The sequence below is a fragment of the Nonomuraea basaltis genome, from assembly GCF_005893125.1.
In the GTDB taxonomy this organism is placed as follows: Bacteria; Actinomycetota; Actinomycetes; order Streptosporangiales; family Streptosporangiaceae; genus Nonomuraea; species Nonomuraea basaltis.
In genome coordinates this window covers 1-19921 of the sequence record NZ_VCJS01000229.1, presented here as the reverse complement: position 1 = coordinate 19921, position 19921 = coordinate 1, and the positions used below count along the sequence as shown (strand labels likewise).

Here is a 19921-nt window from a genome sequence, read left to right as displayed (position 1 = left end):
CGGGTAAGACGCGGCTGGCGTTGGAGGTGGCGGCGGGGCTCGAGGTGCCGGACGGGCTGTGGCTGGTCGAGCTGGCCTCCGCCGCCGGGGTGCGGGCGGCCGTGGAGAGTGTGCTCAAGGTGACCGATCTCGTGGCGGCGCTGCGCGGCACGGCGCCGCTGATCGTGCTGGACAACTGCGAGCACGTGATCGAGGAGGCCGCGCGGGTGGCCCGGTGGCTGCTGGCGGAGGTGGCGGGGCTGCGGATCCTGGCCACCAGCAGGGAGCCGCTCGACATCCCGGGGGAAATGATCCACACCGTGCCGCCGCTGCCCGAAGGCCCGGCCGTCGAGCTGTTCGCGGACCGGGCCGCGGCGGCCAGGCCGGAGCTGGTGGTGGAGCGGGCGGACGCGGCGCGGATCTGCCGCGAGCTCGACGGCATCCCGCTGGCCATCGAGCTGGCCGCCGCCCGCCTGCGGACGATGCCGATGTCCGTGCTGGTCGAGCAGCTGGACGACCGGCTGGCGCTGCGCGGCGGGCGTACCGCGGAGCCGCGGCACCGCACGCTGCGCGCCGTCATCGACTGGAGCTGGAACCTGCTGTCCGAGCGCGAACGCGAGCTGCTGCGCGGGCTGACGGTCTTCTCCGGCGGCGCGACGTACGACGCGATCGCCCGGGTCTGCGGCGGCGACCTGGAGCTGCTCTCCTCGCTGGTGGACAAGTCCCTCATCACGTTCTCCGGCGACCGCTACACGATGCTGGAGACCATCAGGCAGTACGCCGCCGCCGACCTCCCGGGGCTCCGCCAGGCGCACGCCCGCTACTACACCGAGCTGGCCGAGAGCGCGGGGCCGTACCTGCGGACGGGCGAGCAGCTGACGTGGATGGCGGTGCTCGACGCCGAGCAGGACAACCTGGACGCGGCGCTGCGGCACTCCGGCGACCCGCTCAGGCTCATCCTGCCGCGGTTCTGGCCGTGGATCATGCGGGGCAGGCGGCGCGAGATGAGCGAGCAGGCCGCGGCGGTGCTGCGCCGGGTGGGGGACGTGCCGCCGGAGGGGCGGGAGCTGGCGTACGGACTGTGCCGGGTGCTGACGGGCGGCGAGCCGAACCAGGCCGTACGCGACTCCGATCATCCCGCGGCGCTGAACTTCTGGGCCCTGGGCGGCGTGGCCGGGCCGCCGGCCGACGTGGTGGAGCTCACCGAGAGGTGCGTCGAGCGGCTGCGTACGCATCCCGACCTGTGGACGAGGTCGGCGGCGCTGCTGGTCGCCGGGCTGGTGCGGTTCGAGTACGGGGCGGTGGCCGGGGCGGAGGGCCTGCTGGAGCCGGCGCTGACCGGCTTCCGGGCCACCGGCGACCGGTGGGGGCAGTGGGCGGCGCTCTACTGGCTGTCCCTGGTGGCCGAGAACCGCGGGGACTTCGCCGCCGCCGTCGCGCTCGCCGAGGAGCCGGAGCGGCTGGCGGCCGAGCTGTCGGGGCTCGACACGCCGCTCGGGCCGATGTCGTTCCTGCTGCGGCTCGGGCAGCTCAAGGGCCGGGCCGGCGACCTGGCGGGCGCCGCCGCCACGCTGGAGCGCGCCTGGGAGTCGGCGGTGCGGTCGCAGGACCAGGAGATGACCGCCCGGGTCATGTACGCCCGGGCCGAGCTCGCCAGGCGGACCGGCGATCCCGGCGGGGCCGCCCGGCTGCTGGAGGCCGCGCTGGCCATGGATCTCGACGCCAGCGCCCAGTTCAGGGCGTTCATGAACGTCGAGCTGGCCCGGGTGAGCGAGCCCGCGAAACCGCTGCGGGCGGCGCTGGAGCTGATGGCGACCTGCTCGGACCGGACGGCAAGGGCGACCGTGCTGGAGGGCGTGGCCGAGCACCTGGCGCCGGTGGCGGCGGCCGAGCTGCTCGGCGCGGCCCGGGCGCTGCGCGGGATCCGCGAGTCCGCCGATCCCTTCGTCAACGCCCTGGCCGCGCGGTGCCGGGACGCTCTGGGGGCGGAGGGCTACGAGGCGGCGGTGGCGCGGGGCGCGGCGATGCCGAACCCCGAAAGGTACGCGCTGAGGCCGCTGTCCGCCCCGACCAGGTAGGCGTCATCCGGGTGCGGTGGCATCCGGGCGAGCCGGGACTTCCGCTTCCGGCCCGGATGCGCGAGGGTTGGGACAACTTGCACCGCGAGGTAAGGAGACCTGTGGTCAGTCCTGGCACGCTCGACACAAGGGGCAGCGACTTCGCCCGACTATCCCGCAAGATTGCGGACGCCGGCCTCTTGGACCGGCGTCCCTTTTATTACGCGATCCGGTTGAGTATCGCCGTCGTCGTCTACGCCGGCTGCTGGGCGCTGTTCGCCTGGGTGGGCGACTCGTGGCTGCAGCTCCTCGTCGCGGCCGCGATGGCCGTGGTCTTCGCGCAGCTCGGATTCTTCGCCCACGACCTCGGGCACCGGCAGGTCTTCCGGACCCGGCGGCCCAGCGACATCACCGGCCTGCTGATCGGCAACCTCGGCATCGGGCTCGGCTGGGGCTGGTGGAACGCCAAGCACAACCGCCACCACGCCAACCCCAACCATGAGGACCACGACCCCGACGTCTCCCCCGCCATCATCGTCTGGTCGACGGAGCAGGCCGCCAAAAGCAACGGACTGCCGCGATTCATCGCGAAATATCAGGCTTACTGGTTCTTTCCGCTGCTCACCCTCGAGGGCTGGCATCTCCACGTGGCCAGCTTCAAGGCGCTGTTCGAGCCGTCGGCCAAGCGGCGATGGGTGGAGCTGGCGCTGCTGGTCGCGCACTTCGCGATCTACTTCGGTGCGGTCTTCGCCGTGCTGCCGTTCGGGAAGGGCCTGCTGTTCCTGATCGTGCACCAGGGGCTGTTCGGGCTCTATCTGGGGTCCACGTTCGCGCCCAACCACAAGGGCATGCCCGTGCTGACCAAGGAGGACAAACTCGACTTCCTGCGCAAGCAGGTGCTCACCTCGCGCAACGTCAGGGGCGGCCTCTTCACCGACGTGGCGCTCGGCCAGCTCAACTACCAGATCGAGCACCATCTGTTCCCCAACATGCCGGCCCCGAACCTGCGCAAGGCGCAGCCCATCGTGCAGCAGTACTGCGCCGAGATCGGCGTCAGCTACCTGCAGACCGGGCTGATCGACTCGTACGGGCAGGCGCTGCGCCACCTGCACGAGGTCGGCGCCCCACTCCGCTAAGCCTTAGGGGCCCCCTGTTCCCCTTCCTTCTCCAGCCGGGCGAGCAGGAAGTCACGTCGGCGTTCCAGACCGGCGATCAGCTCCACCTGCTCGTCCGCCTGGCTGATCACGGCCGCCTTCTCCACCTGGTCGGTCGCGCCCATGTCCCGGAGCTGGTCGCGTATGTCCTGGTTCTCCGCCCACAGCCGGGCCAGGTCCTCTTCGACCCGGCGGAGTTCATCCTTTGTGCTCATTCATCGGCTCTACCCAGAATGCGACCCGGCGATTACCCGAGCCCATGCGTGGACGTACAGAATGGGGGCATGCGGAGGCCGTCGACCAGCACGATCGCGTCGCTCTCCGCGATCGTCACCGTCCTGGCCGGCCTGCTGTTCTCTTACCTGTTCTGGAGCGGCGCCAGCCAGCCGAACGCGCTCGACGTCGTGCTGCCGATCGCGGCGATCGCGGCGATCCTGGCGAGGACCCGATATCCCGTCGCGTCGCTGGTCGTCGTGGCCGTCTCCGTCGCCGCCTACTACCCGTGGGCGAGACTCGACGGGCCGATCATCGTGCTGGCGTTCGTCGCCCTCTACACCGCCGCCGACCGGGGCCACCTCACCGCGGCCATCGCCACGGGGGCGACCTTGCTGCTGGGCATGGGGCTCGGCGAGACCGGCGGCATCAGGCACGTGGACGACAGCATGTTCGTCGCGATCGCCGGGTGGGTGGTGGCGGCCATCGCGTTCGGCGGGGTCACCCGCAACCGCCGGGCCTACCTGCTGGAGGCCGAGCGGCGCGCGATCGACGCCGAGCACAGCAAGGAGGAGGAGGCCAGGCGGCGGGAGAGCGAGGAGCGGCTGCGGATCGCCAGGGAGCTGCACGACGTGCTCGGGCACAACATCTCCATGATCAACGTGCAGGCGGCCGCCGCGTTGCACGGGCTCAAGAAGCGGCCCGAGGACGCCGAGACGGCACTGCGGACGATCAAGGACACCAGCAAGGAGACGCTGCGGGAGCTGCGGACCACGCTCGGGGTGCTGCGGCAGGTGGACGAGGACGCGCCGACCGCGCCCGCCGACAGCCTGACGCGGGTGGACGCGCTGGTCGCGGCGTCGGGCCTGGAGGTGCGCACGGAGCTGTCGGGGCCGCTCGACGCGGTGCCGACCGAGGTCGGCCTGGCCGCCGCCCGCATCATCAGGGAGGCGCTGACCAACGTCTCCCGCCATTCCGGTACGACCAAGGCCACGCTGACGGTCACCAACACATCCGGAAATATCATGATCCGCGTGGAGGATGACGGACCGGGCGCCGCGTACGAAGGGGGCAGCGGCTTCGGCCTGCTGGGCATGCGCGAGCGCGCCCTCGCCCTCGGCGGCACCCTGGAGGCCGGCCCGCGCCCCGAGGGTGGCTTCCTCGTCCTCGCCCGCCTGCCACTGAACCTGCCTACGAACGGGGCTCGATGATCCGCCTACTGCTCGCCGACGACCAGACCCTGGTCCGCGCCGGGTTCAGGTCCATACTCAGCGACGAGGACGACATCGAGGTGGTCGCCGAGGCGGCCAACGGGGCGGCGGCGGTCGCCGGGGCCCGCGAGCACCGCCCCGACGTCGTGCTCATGGACATCAGGATGCCCGAGCTCGACGGCCTGGAGGCCACCCGCAGGATCGCCGGCGATTCCGCGCTGGACGGCGTCAAGGTGATCATCCTGACCACGTTCGACCTCGACGACTACGTCTACGGCGCGCTGCGGGCCGGCGCCAGCGGCTTCCTGGTCAAGGACACCGAGCCGGCCGAGCTGATCCACGCGGTCCGGGTCGTGGCCAGGGGCGACGCGCTGATCTCGCCGTCGGTCACCCGGCGGCTGATCGCCGAGTTCGCCGGCCGGGTCAAGCGCCCCGAGCCGGGCCCCCGGCTCAACGCGCTCACCGAGCGCGAGCGCGAGGTCATGACGCTGGTGGCGGCCGGCCTCTCGAACGACGAGATCGCGGCCCGCCTGGTGCTCAGCCCCGCCACGGCGAAGACGCACGTGAGCCGCATCATGACCAAGCTGTCGGTACGCGACAGGGCCCAGCTCGTGGTGATCGCCTACGAGGCCGGCGTGATCACTCCCGGCTGGCTTACACCCTGAGATGTACGCCGGGCGGTCATCTGCATCCTGGGATGTACGCCAGGTGACAGCCCGGGCATGACGCGGCGGGCGGAGCCGTACCCGGATGCTCGTGAGCATGGAAACGGTGGATCTCGCTCGCCTGCAGTTCGCGCTCACCGCGGGCGCGCACTTTCTCTTCGTCGCGCTGACGCTCGGCCTGGCGACCCTGGTGGCGGTCATCCAGACCAGGGCGACGCTGACCGGCAGCCCGGTCCACCTGCGCATGACGCGGTTCTGGGGCCAGCTCTACATCATCAACTACGCGATGGGCATCGTCACCGGGCTGGTGATGGAGTTCCAGCTCGGGCTGTCATGGAGCGGGTTGACGGAGTATGCCGGGAACGTCTTCGGGTCGGCGCTGGCGATCGAGACGCTGGTCGCGTTCTTCATCGAGTCCACGTTCCTGGGTCTGTGGATCTTCGGCTGGAACAAGCTGAACCGGTGGGCGCACCTGGCGCTGATCTGGGTGGTGACGCTGACCGCGTACGCGTCGGCGTTCTGGATCCTGATCTCCAACGGCTTCCTGCAGAACCCCGTCGGGTACGTGATCGAGAACGGCACGCTGCGGCTGACCGACTTCGGCGCGATGGTGGCCAACCCCGCGGCGCAGGTCGCCTTCTGGCACGTGATGGGCGGCGCGATGATCGTCGGCGGGTTCTTCATGGCCGGGGTGAGCGCGTACCACCTGCGTAAGCGCACCGCCGAGCAGGACCTCTTCCGCAAGTCGCTGCGGATCGGGATGGGCGTGGCGCTGCCCGCGACGTTCTTCACCGCGACGTTCGGCGGGCTGGGGTTCGAGACCATGCAGCCGGCCAAGCTGGCCGCGTGGCGGGGCGACGCCGCCTCGCTCGCCACGGCCCAGGCCGAGATGGTTGCCGAGCACGGGCCCGGCGACTACCTCCCGCCGGTGGGCTGGGTGCAGGGCGCGGGCACCACAATGATGGCGCTCTTCGCAGTGATGATGCTGATCGCCGGGGTGAGCTGCGTGCTGATGCTCTTCCGGCCGGCGGTGCGCGGGTTCCGGCTCTGGCACTGGCTGCTGACCCTGATGATCCCGGTCCCGTTCGTCACCATGATCGCCGGGTGGATCTTCCGCGAGATGGGTCGGCAGCCATGGGCCGTGTACGGCCTGCTGAGGACCGCCGACGCCATGTCTCCGGTCACGGACATGCAGATGAGGCTCTCCCTCAGCGCCTTCGTCGCCGTGTTCTCCGTGCTGATCTTGATCAACTACTGGCTGCTGGCCAGGCACGCCCGTCGCGGGCCCGGCGCCGTGGCCCTGGGCGACCGCCCGATCGACACCCCCTCCGCCCCCGTCCTCACCTTCTAGGGAGCCGTCATGGAGATCTTCATCCTGGCCTTCTTCGCGCTCGGCTACCTCGTGCTGGCCGGGGCCGACATCGGGGTCGGCATGGCACTGCCGTACCTCGGCCGGTCGGCGGCCGAGCGGCGCGAGGTGATCGCCGCGATCGCGCCGTTCTTCCTGGGCAACGAGGTGTGGCTGGTCGCGACGGCCGGCGTGCTCGCGGGGCTCTTCCCCGAGCGGGAGGGCGAGCTGCTGGCCGGGAACTACTCGCTGGTCGTGGCGCTGCTGCTGGCGTGGGTCGTCCGCGACATGGGGCTGTGGCTGCGGGGGCGGGTGCCGGGGGCGCGCTGGCAGGCGTTCTGGGATGGCGCCATCGTGACGGGGAGCTGGGGGCTGGCGCTGAGCTGGGGCCTGCTGCTCAGCCAGGTGCTGCTCGGCATCCAGGGGCCGATCGCCGTGCTGCCCGCCCTGGTGGTGGCCGCGCTGTTCACCACGCACGGGCTGACGTTCGCGGCGCTGCGGCTGCGCGGGAGGCTGCGCGAGCGGGCGGCCGTGCTGTCCGGCGGTGCCGGGGAGGCGCGCACGTACGCGCTGACCTCCGCGGCGCTGGCGACGGTCGGGGTGCTGGCCGGGCTCCGCCTGCCGCTGCACCCCGGCACGTCAGGGGCCGTGCTGGTGCCGGTCGTCATGACGATGATCCCGCTGCTGGTGGCCGCCCAGGCGTGGGTGTGGTGGACGTTCAGGCACCGGGTGAGCGGCCCGTCGTACCTCTAGATCTAGAGGTTGCCGCCGCCGGTGGCGTCGAGGGTGGTGCCGGTGACGAAGCCGGCCTCCCGCGAGGCGGCGAACGCGACCACGGCGGCGATCTCGTCCACGTGGCCGATCCGGTTGACCGCGTGCCTGCTCGCCGCGTACGCCTGCGCTTCCGGGTTGCCGCGCAGCCAGGACGCGTTGACGTCGGTGTCGATGATGCCGGGCGCCACGTTGTTGACCGTGATGCCGCGCGGGCCCAGCTCCTTGGCAAGGGCCAGCGTGAACACCTGCACCGCCCCCTTGGTCATCGAGTAGGCGATCGCTTCGGGGAAGGCGATGCGCGTGACGCCCGAGGTGATGTTGACGATCCTGCCACCGTCGGGGATCAGCGGCAGGACCTGCCGGGTGAGGAAGAACAGCCCCTTGACGTTGACGGCGAAGACCCGGTCGTACGCCTCCTCGCTCACCTCCATGATGGGCTTGGATGTGCCGATGCCCGCGTTGTTGACCAGCACGTCGAGCACGGGCGTCGCGTTCCTGAGCCGCTCGGCGAGGCGGTGCACGTCCTCCGGCACGCCCAGGTCGGCCTGGACGGCGAACGCGGCGCCGCCGCCCTCCTCGATGAGGCCCACCACCTCCTTGGCGGAGGTCTCGTCGGCGGCGTAGTTGACGGCCACCCGGAAGCCGTCCCTTGCCAGGCGCAACGCGATGGCACGGCCGATTCCCCTGCTGGCTCCCGTCACGAGGGCGGTCTTCATGGCGAACCTCTTTCCGTAGCGATCGATACAGAAACAATAACATAGTGATCGCTATAGAATGGGCCGCATGGCCAGGCAGCGAGCATTCGACAGGGACACCGCGCTGGAGAGCGCGTTGCGGGCGTTCTGGCAGCACGGATACGAGGCGACCTCGATCGCCGGCCTCACCGCCGCGATGGGGATCAGGCCACCCAGCCTGTACGCGGCCTTCGGGGACAAGCGGCGGCTCTTCGAGGAGGCCGTGCACCGCTACCAGCGGACCCACGGCGCCTTCACGACCCGCGCGCTGGCCGAGGAGCCGACTGGACGGCAGGCGATCGAGCGGGTGCTGCGGGAGGCGGCCGCCGAGTACACGAGCGAGGAGCACCCGAAGGGCTGCCTGATCATCTCGGCCGCGGTGAACTGCGGGCCCGAGTCCGCGGAGGTGGAGGAGCTGCTGCGCGGGTTCAGGCAGGAGGCCAAGAGCGCGCTGAAGCGGCGGATCGACGAGGACGTGGCTGCGGGGCTCATCCCCGCCGCCACGGACACGGCGGGGCTCGCCGCGTTCTACGCCTCGGTGATCCAGGGCATGTCCACGCAGGCGCGGGACGGTGCCGGGCACGCCGAGCTGCTGCGCATCGCAACGCTCGCCATGTCGGTCTGGCCGCCCGTCACCGAGCCTTGATCGAGGCGTCCTCCGGGGGGATCTCCGGGGGCGAGGCGCGGAGCCAGCGGCAGCCGTGCGGAGCCATCGGCAGCCGTGCCGTGCCGTCGTCCGCGATCTCGAGGTTGTCGTCCACCAGCAGATCCGTCAGCCGGCAGCGCTCCAGCCTGGTCAGCGTCACCTCCACGTCCAGCGCCGTGTCGCAGAGGTTGTGCGCGATCACCATCGTGGCGCCGTCCACGTCGCAGCGGTGGGCGAGGACCGCGTCGTGACCGGTGTCCAGCACCGTGTAGTCGCCCCACGCCAGCTCCGGGCACTCCCGGTAGCGCTCGATCAGGAGCTGGAACCAGCGCAGGAGCGAGTTCGTGTCCCGCTTCTGGTCTGCCACGTTCACCCGGTCGGGGGCGAAGGAGCCCTCGGGGATCTCGCGTACCGGCTCCGCCTGGCTGAAACCGCCGTCGTCCGACCACTGCATCGGGATGCGGACCGCCATGCGGCCTTCCTCGTCGAGGTTCTCCCCCATGCCGATCTCCTCGCCGTAGAAGATCACGGGGGTGCCGGGCAGCGAGAACAGCAGGCTGTAGGCCATCTTGATGCGGCGCAGGTCCCCGCCGAGCATGCTGGGCAGGCGGCGGCGCAGCCCCCGGCCATAGATCTGCATGTCCTCGTGCGGGCCGAACGCGCGGAAGATCTCGTGCCGCTCCTCCTCCGTCAGCTTGTCGAGGGTGAGCTCGTCGTGGTTGCGCAGGAACATGGCCCACTGGCAGTCCTTCGGCGGCTGTGGGCGCTCGCGGAGGGCGGCGGCGAGAGGGCCGGCGTCCTGGCGGGCCATCGACAGCCAGGCCTTCTGCATGCCGACGAAGTCGAAGCACACGGTGATCTGGTCGCCGAGGCCTTCGCCGAAATAGCGTATTAGTTCCTTGTACGGGAGGTTGACCTCGCCGAGCAGGATCGACCCGCCCTTGCGCCGGGTCATGAACGCCCGGATGTCCTGCAAGAACTCGTGCGGATTGGCGAGCTTCGGGTTGACGTTCTCGACGAGGAACGGCACGGCGTCCACGCGGAACCCCGACAGACCGAGCTCCATCCAGAACCCGAGTATGCGGGCGATCTCGTCCCTGACCTCGGGGTTGCCGACGTTCAGGTCCGGCTGGTGCCGGTAGAAGCTGTGCAGGTAGTACTGTCCCGTCCCCTCGTCGTACTCCCAGAAGGAGTTCTCCTTGTCCGGGAAGACCACCTGGCTCGGGTCGTCCGGCTCGGGGGTGTCGGACCAGACGTACCAGTCGCGCATCGGCGAGTCCTTGCTGGACCGGGCCTGTGCGAACCAGGGATGCTGGTCGGAGGTGTGGTTGACGACCAGGTCCGCGATCACTCTCAGGCCGCGGTCGTGCGCGGTGCGCACGAACTCCACGAAGTCGCCCAGCGTTCCCAGCCGCGGGTCGATGCTGTAGAAGTCGGTGATGTCGTATCCGTCGTCCCGGTTCGGCGTCGGGAAGAACGGCATGAGCCAGAGACACGTCACGCCGAGGCCGGCGAGATAGTCGATCTGCTGGGTCAGCCCGCGGAAGTCGCCCACGCCGTCCCCGTTGCCGTCCTTGAACGTCTCCACGTCCAGGCAATAGACGACGGCGTTCTTGTACCAGACGTCGGAGGTGTACGTCAGTCGCATGCGTCCCGACTACCCCGGACCACTGCGTTCAGGCGAATGTGCGGACCGTCTGTCGATCCGGCGGGGCCTCGATCGTGTCATTCATGAAGTGAGCTAATCGATCGTGTCATTCATGAAGTGAGCTATGCGAAAGGAGCGACCCGCAATGTCGTTCACCGACGAAGAGATCGCCTACCTGCAGTCACAGCCGCTCGCCCGGCTGGCGACCCTGTCCGATGACGGGCAGCCGGACGTGGTGCCGGTCGCGTTCGAGTTCGACGGGGAGGGCTTCTGGATCGGAGGGGCGGGGCAGGAGGTCCTGAGCACCCGCAAGTTCCGCAACGTGCGGGCGGGCCGGCTCAAGATCGCCCTGGTCGTCGACGACCTGATGTCGCTCGACCCGTTCGTGGCGCGCGGCGTGCGCGTCTACGGCCGGGCCGGGCAACCGGTCGAACGCGTTGGGATGATCGGGCCGGGCGTCTACACCCGCATCACGCCGACCGTGTCGTGGAGCTGGAACCTGACGGGCGAGCCGGTCGGCGACGCCTGGTACGAGACGCGCCGGGCCGTGCACCCCTAGCCGCCGGGTTCACCCGGCTCCGATTCCGGCCTGGATGTTCTCGGCCGCTTCCTGCGGGCTGATGTCCGCCGCTTGAGCGGCGACGCCGCGTTTTGGAACGATCCATATGCGAGCTCTCCGAAACCGGCCTAGCATCCCGGGTCCGGGCACGCCGCCGCGAAACCATGGCCACGGACGCGGCGGCGGCCCACTGCCCATCCGGGAAATCAGAGGAGCAACGTGACGATTTTAGTGACGGGCGCGACCGGCAACATCGGCCGCCGCGTCGTCGACGGGCTGGTGGGCACCGGCCAGCGGGTACGCGCCATGGTCCGCGACCCGCGGACGGCCCGCCTCCCCGACGGGGTGCAGCTGGTCCACGGCGACTTCGAGCAGCCGGACACCTGGCCGGACGCGCTGGACGGCGTCGAGCGGGTCTACCTGTTCCCGTTCGCCTACTACGTGCCGGGCTCCGCCGATCTCGGCTTCGTCGAGCGGGCCGCGGCGGCCGGCGTACGCAGGTTCGTGGTGCACTCGGCCGCGGCCGCCGGGTTCGCCCCCTCCGACGACCGCAGCGCGCTGGGGCGTCACCTGGAGGAGGAGCGGGAGGCCCATCGCGGGCTGGAGCTGATGGTGGAGGCCACCGGTAAGGAGTGGACCCACGTGCGTCCCGGCCTGCTCGCCGCCAACGCCCTCGGCTGGGCGGATCGGATCCGCGCCGAGCGCACCGTGCGCGAACCGTACGGGAGCTCCGGCTACCCCCTCGTACACGAGGCGGACGTGGCCGAGGTGGCGGTGGCCGCGCTGGTGACCGATGACCATCTCGGCGCGGCGTACACGATCACGGGTCCGGCCAGGGTCACCCAGGTCGAGCAGGCGGCGGCGATCGGCGCGGCCATCGGGGCGGAGGTCCGCTTCGAGGAGCTGACCCCGTCGCGGGCCCGCGCTCAGTGGCTCGCGGACGGCTACCCGCCGGACGTCGCCGACTGGCTGATCGAGCTGCTGGCCGCCGCCGTCGACGGGCCGGGCTCGCTGCCGCCGACCAGCACGTACGAGGAGATCACCGGACGCCCGCCGCGCACGTTCGCGCAGTGGGCCCGCGACCGCGCGGCGGACTTCATGGAGGTGGAAGCATGACGATCCTGGTGACCGGGGCGACCGGGGTGGTGGGCCGGCGGGTCGTGGCGGAGCTGCTGAAGGCGGGCCGGCACGTACGCGCCCTGACCCGTCGCCCCGCCACCGCCGCCCTGCCCGGCGAGGTCGAGGTGTACGAGGGCGACCTGGAACATCCGGAGTCGCTGCGGGCCGCTCTGGCCGGCGCGGAGCGGATGTACCTGTTCCCGGTGCCTGGAACCGCCTCCGAGGTCATGGCGCTGGCCGCGGAGGCGGGGGTGCGGCGGATCGTGGACCTGTCGGGCGCTGGGGCCGACGACGAGACGTTCGAGGACGGGTACCACGTGGTCGAACGGGCCGTGGAGGCGTCGGGCCTGGACTGGACGCACGTCCGGCCGGGCGAGTTCGCCGGCAACTGGCTGGACTGGGCGCCGTCGATCCGCACGGACCGGGTGGTGCGCCGCCCGTACGGCGGGGCGGTCACCCAGCCCACCCACGAGGCCGACGTCGCGGCCGTCGCCGCCGCGGTCCTCCTCGAGGACGGCCACGCGGGCCAGACCTACACATTCGCCGGACCGGAGGCGCTCACCACCGTCGAGCAGGTCGAGACGATCGGCCGGGCGATCGGGGAGCGAGTGCGGTTCGAGGAGCAGGATCCGGTGACGGGTCGGGAGCAGTGGATCCGGGACGGGTATCCGGCTGAGGTGGTGGACTGGCTGTTCGGCATGTGGGCGGAGTCGGCCCGCGACCCGGCCCCGGTGAATGAGGAGTGGGCCGCGGTCGTTCCCCGCGTCACGGGCCGCCCGGGGCGGACGTTCGCGGAGTGGGCGGCCGAGCACGCGGCGGCCTTCAGATAGTTCCTGCCTGCCGCGTATGGGGGCAGAGGTTCACGCCCCCATACGCGGCGGGTCCGGCTGACCGTTTCAGACTCCGACGACCCCGTCGATGGCCGACACCCGTGATTTCTAGAGGAGGGTTCCGCCGGTTACCTCGAACGTGGCGAGGGCCTCGTCGATCCTGGCCAGGGTGTCCGGGTGGAGGGTCAGGTCGGCGGCGGCCAGGTTTTCCGAGATGTGGGACGGGGTGCGGCTGCCGGGGATCGTGACCACGTGGTCGTCCTGGTGGAGGAGCCAGGCCAGGGCCAGCTGGGCCGGGGTGATGGCGAGCTGGACGGACAACGCTCGGATCGGGGCGTAGCGGTCGTTGTTGGCGGCCAGGTTTTCCGGGGCGAAGCGGGGGGCGTTGTGGCGGAAGTCGCCCTCGCCGAGCGATTGCACCGTGCCTGTCAGGAAGCCCGTGCCCAGAGGGCTCCAGGCGACGATTCCGACGCCCAGTTCCCGGGCCGCCGCCAGCAATTCCGGATCCACGGGGCGCCACATCGACCACTCGTTCTGGACGGCGGTCACCGGGTGTGTGGCGTGTGCCGCCCGCAACTGCGCGGCCGTCACGTTGGACAGGCCGATGTGCTTGATCAAGCCGTCGCGCACCAGGTCGGCCATGGCCCCGACCGTGTCCTCGATCGGCACTTCCGGGTCCGGGTAGTGGGCGTAGTAGAGGTCGATGACGTCGGTGTCCAGGTTGCGCAGGCTGCGCTCCGCGTAGCGGCGGACGAGGCGGGGGTCGGCGTTCACCCGGAGCTCGCCGAACGCGTACCCGACCTTCTGCGACCGGCTCGGCTCCCCCTCGGGGACCGCCAGGCCGAACTTGGTCGCGACCACCGCCTCATCCCTGCGGCCCTTGATCGCACGGCCCACGAGGCGCTCGTTGTGGCCGTCCACCCCGTACGCGTCGCTGGTGTCCACGTGGGTCGCACCCCCGTCCAGGGCCGCCCTGAGCGCGGCCGCCGCGCGGGTGTCGTCGATGTCGCCGTAGATCCCCGGCGACAGCACCATGGCGCCGTAGCCGATGGCGGGGACCTGGAGGTTTCCAAGCTGGCGTGTCTTCATGGGTCAGATCCTGCGGCTGATGGGTGCGTGGTGTCCAAGACCCTTTGCTATAACCAGTGGTTATGGATGTGCATCTGCGGGAGTTGCGATATTTCGTGGCGGCGGCCGAGGAGCTCAACGTGACGCGGGCCGCCGAGCGGCTGTTCGTGTCGCAGCCGGCGCTGTCCAAGCAGCTCAGGGTGCTGGAGCGGCAGCTCGGGTTCCGGGTGTTCGAGCGGGTGCACAGCGGCGTGGCGCTGACCCGGCAGGGTGAGGTGTTGCTGCCGATCGCCCGGGAGCTGCTTGAACGGTGGGCGGCAGGGCTGGAGAGCGCGCGGGCGGCGGCTTCCACGGGCACGCTGGTGATCGGCATGCAGACGGCCGTGGGGCGGGGGCTGCAGCAGGAGGCGTTGCGGCGGTTCCGTACCGCGATGCCGGGGTGGGAGGTGTCGTTGCGGCTGGTCGGCTGGGACGATCCGAGCGGCGGGCTCCTCGACGGTACGTCCGACGTTGCGTTCATCTGGTTGCCGGTGCCGCCCGGGTTGAACACGTACGTGCTGGCCACCGAGGGCAGGGGCGTGGCCATGCCCGCCGATCATCCGCTGGCCGGGCTGGCGGAGGTGCCGTTCGCGGCGCTGCGCGACGAGCCGTTCATCGCGCTGCCCGCGGCGGCGGGGCCGCTGCGGGGCTTCTGGCTCGGGCTCGACGCGCGGGACGACGAGCCGGTCGTCGGGGTCACCGCGAACACGCCGGAGGAGGTGTTCGAGGCCGTGACCAGCGGGCTCGGCGTGGTGCTGGTGGCGGAGGGGAACGCGGCGCTCTACAACAGGCCCGGGATGGCGTACCGGCCGGTGACCGGGCTGCCGCCCGGGGAGCTGGCGATCGCGTGGCGCGAAGGCGATAGGAGCCCGCAAGTCACGGCATTCGTCACCGCGTTGCGACAAGTCGCCACTAAGGTCTGACGCGACATCGGACCCACGCAGAAGGGCAGCCCATGAGCGACTACGCGATCACCTTCGACCTGATCGACGCCGACAACGACGGCCGCATCTCCGCCGTCGAGCTCGTCCGGCTGATGGAGGTGCTCGGCCAGCCGGTGACGCTGGAGGCCGCGCAGGAAGGAGTGCTCAAGCTCGACAAGGACGGCGACGGGCTGATCGACATGGAGGAGTTCGGCGCCTTCATTCAGAAGTGATAGCAAAACAAGCATTTGCTACACAACTTCTGTCGCCTAGGTCACAATGGCGACAGGAGGGACGATGGCCATCAAGAGTGACAGCAGCCAAAGCCGTACACCCGCGGACATCGTGAAAACGCTCAGGTCGGGCATCGGCCGAGTCTCCGAAGAGGTGATCGAGGAGATCCAGGCCAGGATTCCCGAGTACGCCCGGCCGGAGGACGAGCTCTACATCAAGGTCGTCAGGATGGCGGTCGAGCAGGCCATCGAGGGCTTCCTCGACCGCATCGAGCATCCTGGCGCCCCTTGGGACCCCGAGCCGTTCCGCATGATCGGCAAGGGCGAGGCGGCCGAGGGCCGCAATCTGGAGCCGCTGCAGACCGCGATGCGGCTCGGCGCCCGGGTCGGCTGGCGGCGGCTCACGGACATCGCCGAGCCGCTCGGCCTGTCCCCCCAATCCCTGTACGACCTGGGCGAGGCCATCTTCGTCTACCTCGACCAGCTCGCCGACGCGGCGGCCGAGGGCTTCGAGGAGGCCAGGGCGCACGCCGCGGGCGAGACCGAACGCCGCCGCAACCGCCTCCTCGACCTGCTGCTCAGCCAGCCGCCCGCCGGCCCCGAGGCCATCGCGGACCTGGCCAAGGCGGCGGGGTGGCGGCTGCCCAGGACGGTCGCCTGCGTGGCCCTCGACGACCAGCCCGGCGCCTGCGCCGTCCCCGGGCAACCTGGCCCTCACCGCGTCCCCTACCGCATGCCTCCGCTGCCACCCGACGTGCTGGCCGGGCTGGAGCGGCCCGCGCCGTGCCTGCTCGTGCCCGACCCCAGCGGGCCCGGCCAGGCGCAGATGCTGGAGCAGGCGCTGCGCGGGCGCTGGGGCGCGATCGGGCCGGCCGTGCCGCTGGCGGCGGCCGCGACGTCGCTGCGCTGGGCGCGGGAGGCCCTGGAGCTGTCGCGGCGCGGCGTGCTGCCGCGCGGGCTCCTGCGGTGCGATGACCACATGGCCACGCTGGTGGTGTTCAAGGACGAGGAGCTGGTCAGCGCCCTGGCCGAGGTACGCCTCGCGCCCCTCGGCCACTTGCGCCCCACCCAGCAGGACCGGCTGGCGGAGACGTTGCTGGCCTGGTTGCGGCACGGCAGGGGCGCGGGCGAGGTGGCCGCCAGACTGCACGTGCACCCGCAGACCGTGCGGTACCGGCTGCGGCAGCTCGAGGAGCTGTACGGCGATCAGCTGGCCGATCCGGACATCCGCTTCGAGCTGGAGATCGCTCTCCGGGCCCGCCAAGCCGTCATCGGGGCGGGGCGGAGGAGCTGAGGCCCCCGCGGCGGAAGAGCCTGAGGCGGTCCTCGCCGATGCGGTCGCGCAGCGCGTGGTCCTCGACGCCGAGGTCCTCCCCCGGGGCGAGGGCGAGCACGCCGACCTTGCCGACGTGCCGGTTCAGCTGTACGGCGCGCGCCGCCTCGGCCGTCCGCTCCAGCGGGTACACGGCCGAGAGCGTGGGGTGGATCAGGCCGAGCGAGATGAGCCGGTTGACCTCGTGGCATTCCTGGTAGTTCGCGCCGTGGGAGCCGATGATCCGCTTGAGCTTCATCCACAGGTGCCGGTTGTCGTACTCGTGGGCGTACCCGCTGGACGATCCGCACGTCACCACCGCGCCGCCCCTCCTGGCGACGTACACCGAGGCCCCGAACGTCTCCCTCCCCGAGTGCTCGAACACGATGGCCGGGTCCTCCCCCACCTGCCGCCTGATCTCGGCCCCCAGCCGGCGCCAGCCCTTCTCGTCGCCGAGGTCCTCGAACTGCGACCGGTCCACGACGTGCGCGCAGCCCATCCGGCGCAGCAGCTCGGCCTTCTCCGGCGTGCCGACGACGCCGACGGGGATGCCGCCTCCGTTCCTGACGAGCTGCACGCCGTACCCGCCGAGGCCGCCTGTCGCGCCCCACAGCAGCACCACGTCGCCCTGCTTCATCCGCGCGCCGCGCTCGCCGACCAGCATCCGGTACGCGGTCGAGGCGCACAGCATGTTGCAGGCCGCCTCCTCCCAGCTCAGATGCCTGGGTTTGGCGAGCAGCTGGGTGGCCTTGACCACCGCGAAGTCGGCCAGCCCGCCGAAGTTCGTCTCGAAGCCCCAGGCCCGCAGGTCGCCGGCCAGCATGCCGTCGTGCTGGATGACCGGGTCCTCGCCGTCGACGTACGCGGGGCTGGTGACCACCCGGTCGCCGACCCGCCAGCGCCGTACCGCCCGGCCCGTCCTGACGATCACCCCGGCCGCGTCCGAGCCGAGGACGTGCGCGGGCAGGTCGTGCCGGGGGTCGATACGCCCGAACCGCTCCAGGAACGCGAACGTCGGCACCGGCTCGAACATCGCCGACCACACCGTGTTGAAGTTGATCGCGCTGGCCATCACCGCGACCAGCACTTCGTCGTCGGCCAGCTCGGGCATCGGCACCTCGCCGACGTGCAGCGTCCTGCGCACGTCCTTGTCGGGGTCGTCCTGGTCGAAGATCCCGACGTCGTCCCTGCGGATGTAGGCGGCCCGGTAGGTCGAGGGGACGTCCAGGCGCTCCAGCTCGGCGGGGTCCGCGCCTGCCACCACTGCCTCTGCCAGCGTCATATGAGTCCCTTCAGGTGCTCGGCGATGACCTCGACGTGCGGGGGGTCGAGCAGGTTGAGGTGGTGCGATCCGGGGATCTCGACGATCTCCAGGTTCGTGCAGTACGGGGCGAAGCCCCTGGCCGGGTCGTTCTCGTGCGCGTACCGGGGGTCCTCGACCGTCCAGGGGGTGGGGTCCGTGGAGCGGTAGAGGACGACCCTGCCGCGGTGGGGGTGGCGCGGGCGGTAGCGTTCGATGGCCCTGGTGTCCTCGTGGGAGGTGAGCTGGTGGCGGAGGATGGCGGGGCTCAGCCGGTCGAGGACGCCTGACTCGGCTATCCGGGCCTCGGTGAGGGCCAGTTGGGCCTGCTCGTCCAGGCCTCGCAGCTCGGCGAGGCCGAGGTGGATGTCCGCGCCGTAGGTCTTTCGGAGATATGCCGAGAAATCCACGTATCTCCGGACGTGGATCTCTCTTCTTGCCGCTTCCGGGACCTGCTCGGGGAGGCCCGCGTCGATCATCGCCACCAGCTCGACCTCGCCCTCGCCCAGCCGCTGGGCGATCTCGAAGGCCAGGATGCCGCCGAACGACCAGCCGCCCAGGCGGTACGGGCCCGCGCAGGTGTCCCTGATCGCCTGGGCGTAGCGGGCCGCGCGTCCGGGGATGTCGTCGAGGGGGTCGTTCACGCGCTCCAGGCCGAAGACGGGGACGGGGAGGCGCTCGGTCAGCAAGGTGTAGACGCCGGTGGTGCCGCCTGCGGGGTGGGCCAGGAAGATCGGCTTACCGGTTCTGCCGCTGGTGGTCAGGGAACGGACGATGCCGCGATCGGCCTCCGCCTCGTCCGCCCGCCTGATGACGTCCGCGATCTCAGCCGCCGTCCGTGGCGTGTCGCCGTGCTGGGCACCCGACTGTTGAGTGCCTTCCATGGGCACGGTGGGCGACGGTGGGGTGCGGAGTCCGGGGCTGAGGAGGTCGAGCGCCGTGAAGAGCACGCCGGGGTCGATGGGCTCGGTGACGGAGGGCTCGCGGCCGAGCAGGCCGGTGAGCACGCGGACCGCCTGCCGCTCTGCCGCGTCCCTGGGCCCGATCATGGTGCTCGGCTCGGGTGCGGCGTTCGAGACCGTCTCGGCGGCCGGCCGGTCGGACGTCGCCAAGCCCAGGTCCTCGGCGACCGTACGGGCCAGGGTGCCGAGGGTGGCGCCCCTGAGGAGCGCGGTCGTGGGGACGGTGACGCCGAAGTCGTGTTCGACGGTGCCGCGCAGCCGGGTCGCGGCCAGGGAGTCCAGGCCGAGATCCGTCAGCACGGTGTCGTCTCCCAGGCGTCCCGCGTCGACCCCCAGCACGGCGGCCGCGCGTTCCCTGACCTTTCCCGACACGACGGTCAGGGCCTCCTCCGGCGGCAGATCGGCGAGGTCTTGGGCGACCGCCACTGGGATGTCCGTGATTTCCGAGAAGTACGGCATGCGCGATATAGCCGGAAATATCGTGATCGCTTGGGCGGGGTTCAGCTTGACGACGCCGGCCGACAGATCCCGCTGGATCAGTGCCTCCAGGGCCTCCAGACCTTCCTCCGCCGTCAGCGGTTCCACGGCGGGCATAGGCGGGGCATCGGTCCCGGCCCATGGGCCCCAATTGATGCTGATCGCGGGCAGTCCCTCCGCCCGGCGGCGCTCGCACAGCGCGTCCAGCCAGGCGTTCGCCGCGGCGTAGGCGGCCTGGCCCGGGGAGCCGAGCAGCCCCGCGGCCGAAGAGAAGGCCACCCACCAGTCGAGTTCGAGATCCCTGGTGGCCTCGTGGAGGCGCAGGCCGCCGGTGACCTTGGCGGCCCAGACGCGTTCGAGGCTGCCGGGATCCAGGTCCGCGATCAGGCGATCGTCCAGGACCCCGGCCGCGTGGATCACGCCGCGCAGCCGTACCCCGCCTTCGGTGGCGGCGGCGACCAGGCGCTCGGCCGTACGGGGGGCCGCGAGGTCGCCCGCAACCACCTGTGCGATGCCGTCGGCGGGCGCCGGCGTGCGGCCGTTGAGCACGATGCGGGTGGCGCCGCGCTCGGCCAGCCAGCGCGCGGCGGTCCGGCCGAGCCTGCCGTACCCGCCGGTGATCACGTACGAGCCGGGACCGGCGATCGGGGCGGTGCGGGCGGGCGGGAGC

General features: G+C 71.2%; 19 protein-coding genes. 13 read left to right on the top strand and 6 right to left on the bottom strand.

Annotated elements, in window-relative coordinates:
• Both EJK15_RS71810 and EJK15_RS56145 read left to right on the top strand, forming a co-directional pair.
• A partial coding sequence (locus tag EJK15_RS71810; RefSeq protein ID WP_420847166.1) for an ATP-binding protein occupies window positions 1-2057 on the top strand: 2057 nt, incomplete at its 5' end.
• Window positions 2058-2269: 212 nt separating this feature from the next.
• Entirely contained in the window at window positions 2270-3172 is a 903-nt protein-coding gene (locus EJK15_RS56145) for a fatty acid desaturase family protein (RefSeq protein WP_240777834.1), read from the top strand.
• On the opposite strand, the gene EJK15_RS71805 is transcribed toward EJK15_RS56145, so the two are convergent.
• Entirely contained in the window at window positions 3169-3405 is a 237-nt protein-coding gene (locus EJK15_RS71805; protein WP_171075130.1) for a hypothetical protein, read from the bottom strand. The two genes, EJK15_RS56145 and EJK15_RS71805, sit on opposite strands and share 4 nt — an antisense overlap.
• 69 nt (window positions 3406-3474) lie before the next feature.
• Here EJK15_RS71805 and EJK15_RS56140 point away from each other — a divergent pair, with 69 nt between their 5' ends.
• The 4 genes from EJK15_RS56140 (at window position 3475) to EJK15_RS56125 (ending at window position 7380) form a co-directional block, all read left to right on the top strand.
• Window positions 3475-4614: a sensor histidine kinase gene (locus tag EJK15_RS56140; RefSeq protein ID WP_240777833.1), complete on the top strand. Its 1140-nt coding sequence runs from the start codon at window positions 3475-3477 to the stop codon at window positions 4612-4614.
• The gene (locus tag EJK15_RS56135) at window positions 4611-5279 is read left to right on the top strand and encodes a response regulator (protein ID WP_138718638.1); all 669 of its coding nucleotides are present in this window, start codon (window positions 4611-4613) and stop codon (window positions 5277-5279) included. The genes EJK15_RS56140 and EJK15_RS56135 overlap by 4 nt, the downstream gene beginning before the upstream one ends.
• A 97-nt stretch (window positions 5280-5376) precedes the next feature.
• Window positions 5377-6630, top strand: a complete 1254-nt coding sequence (locus tag EJK15_RS56130; protein ID WP_138718637.1) for a cytochrome ubiquinol oxidase subunit I — start codon at window positions 5377-5379, stop codon at window positions 6628-6630.
• A 9-nt stretch (window positions 6631-6639) separates the two neighbouring features.
• Window positions 6640-7380, top strand: a complete 741-nt coding sequence (locus EJK15_RS56125; RefSeq protein WP_138718636.1) for a cytochrome d ubiquinol oxidase subunit II — start codon at window positions 6640-6642, stop codon at window positions 7378-7380.
• A gap of 2 nt (window positions 7381-7382) precedes the next feature.
• Here EJK15_RS56125 and EJK15_RS56120 read toward each other — a convergent pair whose 3' ends face one another.
• Complete coding sequence (locus EJK15_RS56120; protein ID WP_138718635.1) at window positions 7383-8117, bottom strand: SDR family NAD(P)-dependent oxidoreductase; 735 nt, start codon at window positions 8115-8117, stop codon at window positions 7383-7385.
• Window positions 8118-8184: 67 nt separating this feature from the next.
• Between EJK15_RS56120 and EJK15_RS56115 the strand changes: the two genes are divergently transcribed.
• Window positions 8185-8781, top strand: coding sequence for a TetR/AcrR family transcriptional regulator (locus EJK15_RS56115; protein ID WP_138718634.1), 597 nt, complete (start codon window positions 8185-8187; stop codon window positions 8779-8781).
• Here EJK15_RS56115 and EJK15_RS56110 read toward each other — a convergent pair.
• Window positions 8768-10429: an alpha-amylase family protein gene (locus EJK15_RS56110; RefSeq protein WP_138718633.1), complete on the bottom strand. Its 1662-nt coding sequence runs from the start codon at window positions 10427-10429 to the stop codon at window positions 8768-8770. The genes EJK15_RS56115 and EJK15_RS56110 overlap by 14 nt on opposite strands.
• Before the next feature lie 145 nt (window positions 10430-10574).
• On the opposite strand from EJK15_RS56110, the gene EJK15_RS56105 reads away from it, so the two are divergent.
• From EJK15_RS56105 to EJK15_RS56095, 3 genes are all read left to right on the top strand, one after another.
• The gene (locus EJK15_RS56105) at window positions 10575-10988 is read left to right on the top strand and encodes a PPOX class F420-dependent oxidoreductase (protein WP_138718632.1); all 414 of its coding nucleotides are present in this window, start codon (window positions 10575-10577) and stop codon (window positions 10986-10988) included.
• A gap of 219 nt (window positions 10989-11207) precedes the next feature.
• Window positions 11208-12104: an NAD(P)H-binding protein gene (locus EJK15_RS56100; protein ID WP_206061761.1), complete on the top strand. Its 897-nt coding sequence runs from the start codon at window positions 11208-11210 to the stop codon at window positions 12102-12104.
• Window positions 12101-12937: an SDR family oxidoreductase gene (locus tag EJK15_RS56095; protein ID WP_138718631.1), complete on the top strand. Its 837-nt coding sequence runs from the start codon at window positions 12101-12103 to the stop codon at window positions 12935-12937. Before EJK15_RS56100 ends, EJK15_RS56095 begins: the two co-directional genes overlap by 4 nt.
• 108 nt (window positions 12938-13045) lie before the next feature.
• Here EJK15_RS56095 and EJK15_RS56090 read toward each other — a convergent pair whose 3' ends face one another.
• The gene (locus EJK15_RS56090; protein ID WP_138718630.1) at window positions 13046-14026 is read right to left on the bottom strand and encodes an aldo/keto reductase; all 981 of its coding nucleotides are present in this window, start codon (window positions 14024-14026) and stop codon (window positions 13046-13048) included.
• A 62-nt stretch (window positions 14027-14088) separates the two neighbouring features.
• Here EJK15_RS56090 and EJK15_RS56085 point away from each other — a divergent pair, with 62 nt between their 5' ends.
• From EJK15_RS56085 to EJK15_RS56075, 3 genes are all read left to right on the top strand, one after another.
• A complete protein-coding gene (locus EJK15_RS56085) occupies window positions 14089-14967 on the top strand; it encodes a LysR family transcriptional regulator (protein ID WP_138718629.1) in 879 nt (292 codons plus the stop codon).
• Between the two features lie 32 nt (window positions 14968-14999).
• Window positions 15000-15200: an EF-hand domain-containing protein gene (locus tag EJK15_RS56080; protein ID WP_138718628.1), complete on the top strand. Its 201-nt coding sequence runs from the start codon at window positions 15000-15002 to the stop codon at window positions 15198-15200.
• A gap of 64 nt (window positions 15201-15264) precedes the next feature.
• Window positions 15265-16494 carry a PucR family transcriptional regulator gene (locus EJK15_RS56075; protein WP_240777832.1) on the top strand — a complete coding sequence of 410 codons (1230 nt, stop codon included), beginning with the start codon at window positions 15265-15267 and terminating at the stop codon, window positions 16492-16494.
• Here EJK15_RS56075 and ccrA read toward each other — a convergent pair.
• Window positions 16469-17794 carry a crotonyl-CoA carboxylase/reductase gene (gene ccrA, locus EJK15_RS56070; RefSeq protein ID WP_138718627.1) on the bottom strand — a complete coding sequence of 442 codons (1326 nt, stop codon included), beginning with the start codon at window positions 17792-17794 and terminating at the stop codon, window positions 16469-16471. The two genes, EJK15_RS56075 and ccrA, sit on opposite strands and share 26 nt — an antisense overlap.
• The coding region (locus tag EJK15_RS56065) for an SDR family NAD(P)-dependent oxidoreductase (RefSeq protein WP_138718626.1) at window positions 17791-19921 on the bottom strand (2131 nt) is incomplete at its 5' end. The genes EJK15_RS56065 and ccrA, both read right to left, overlap by 4 nt.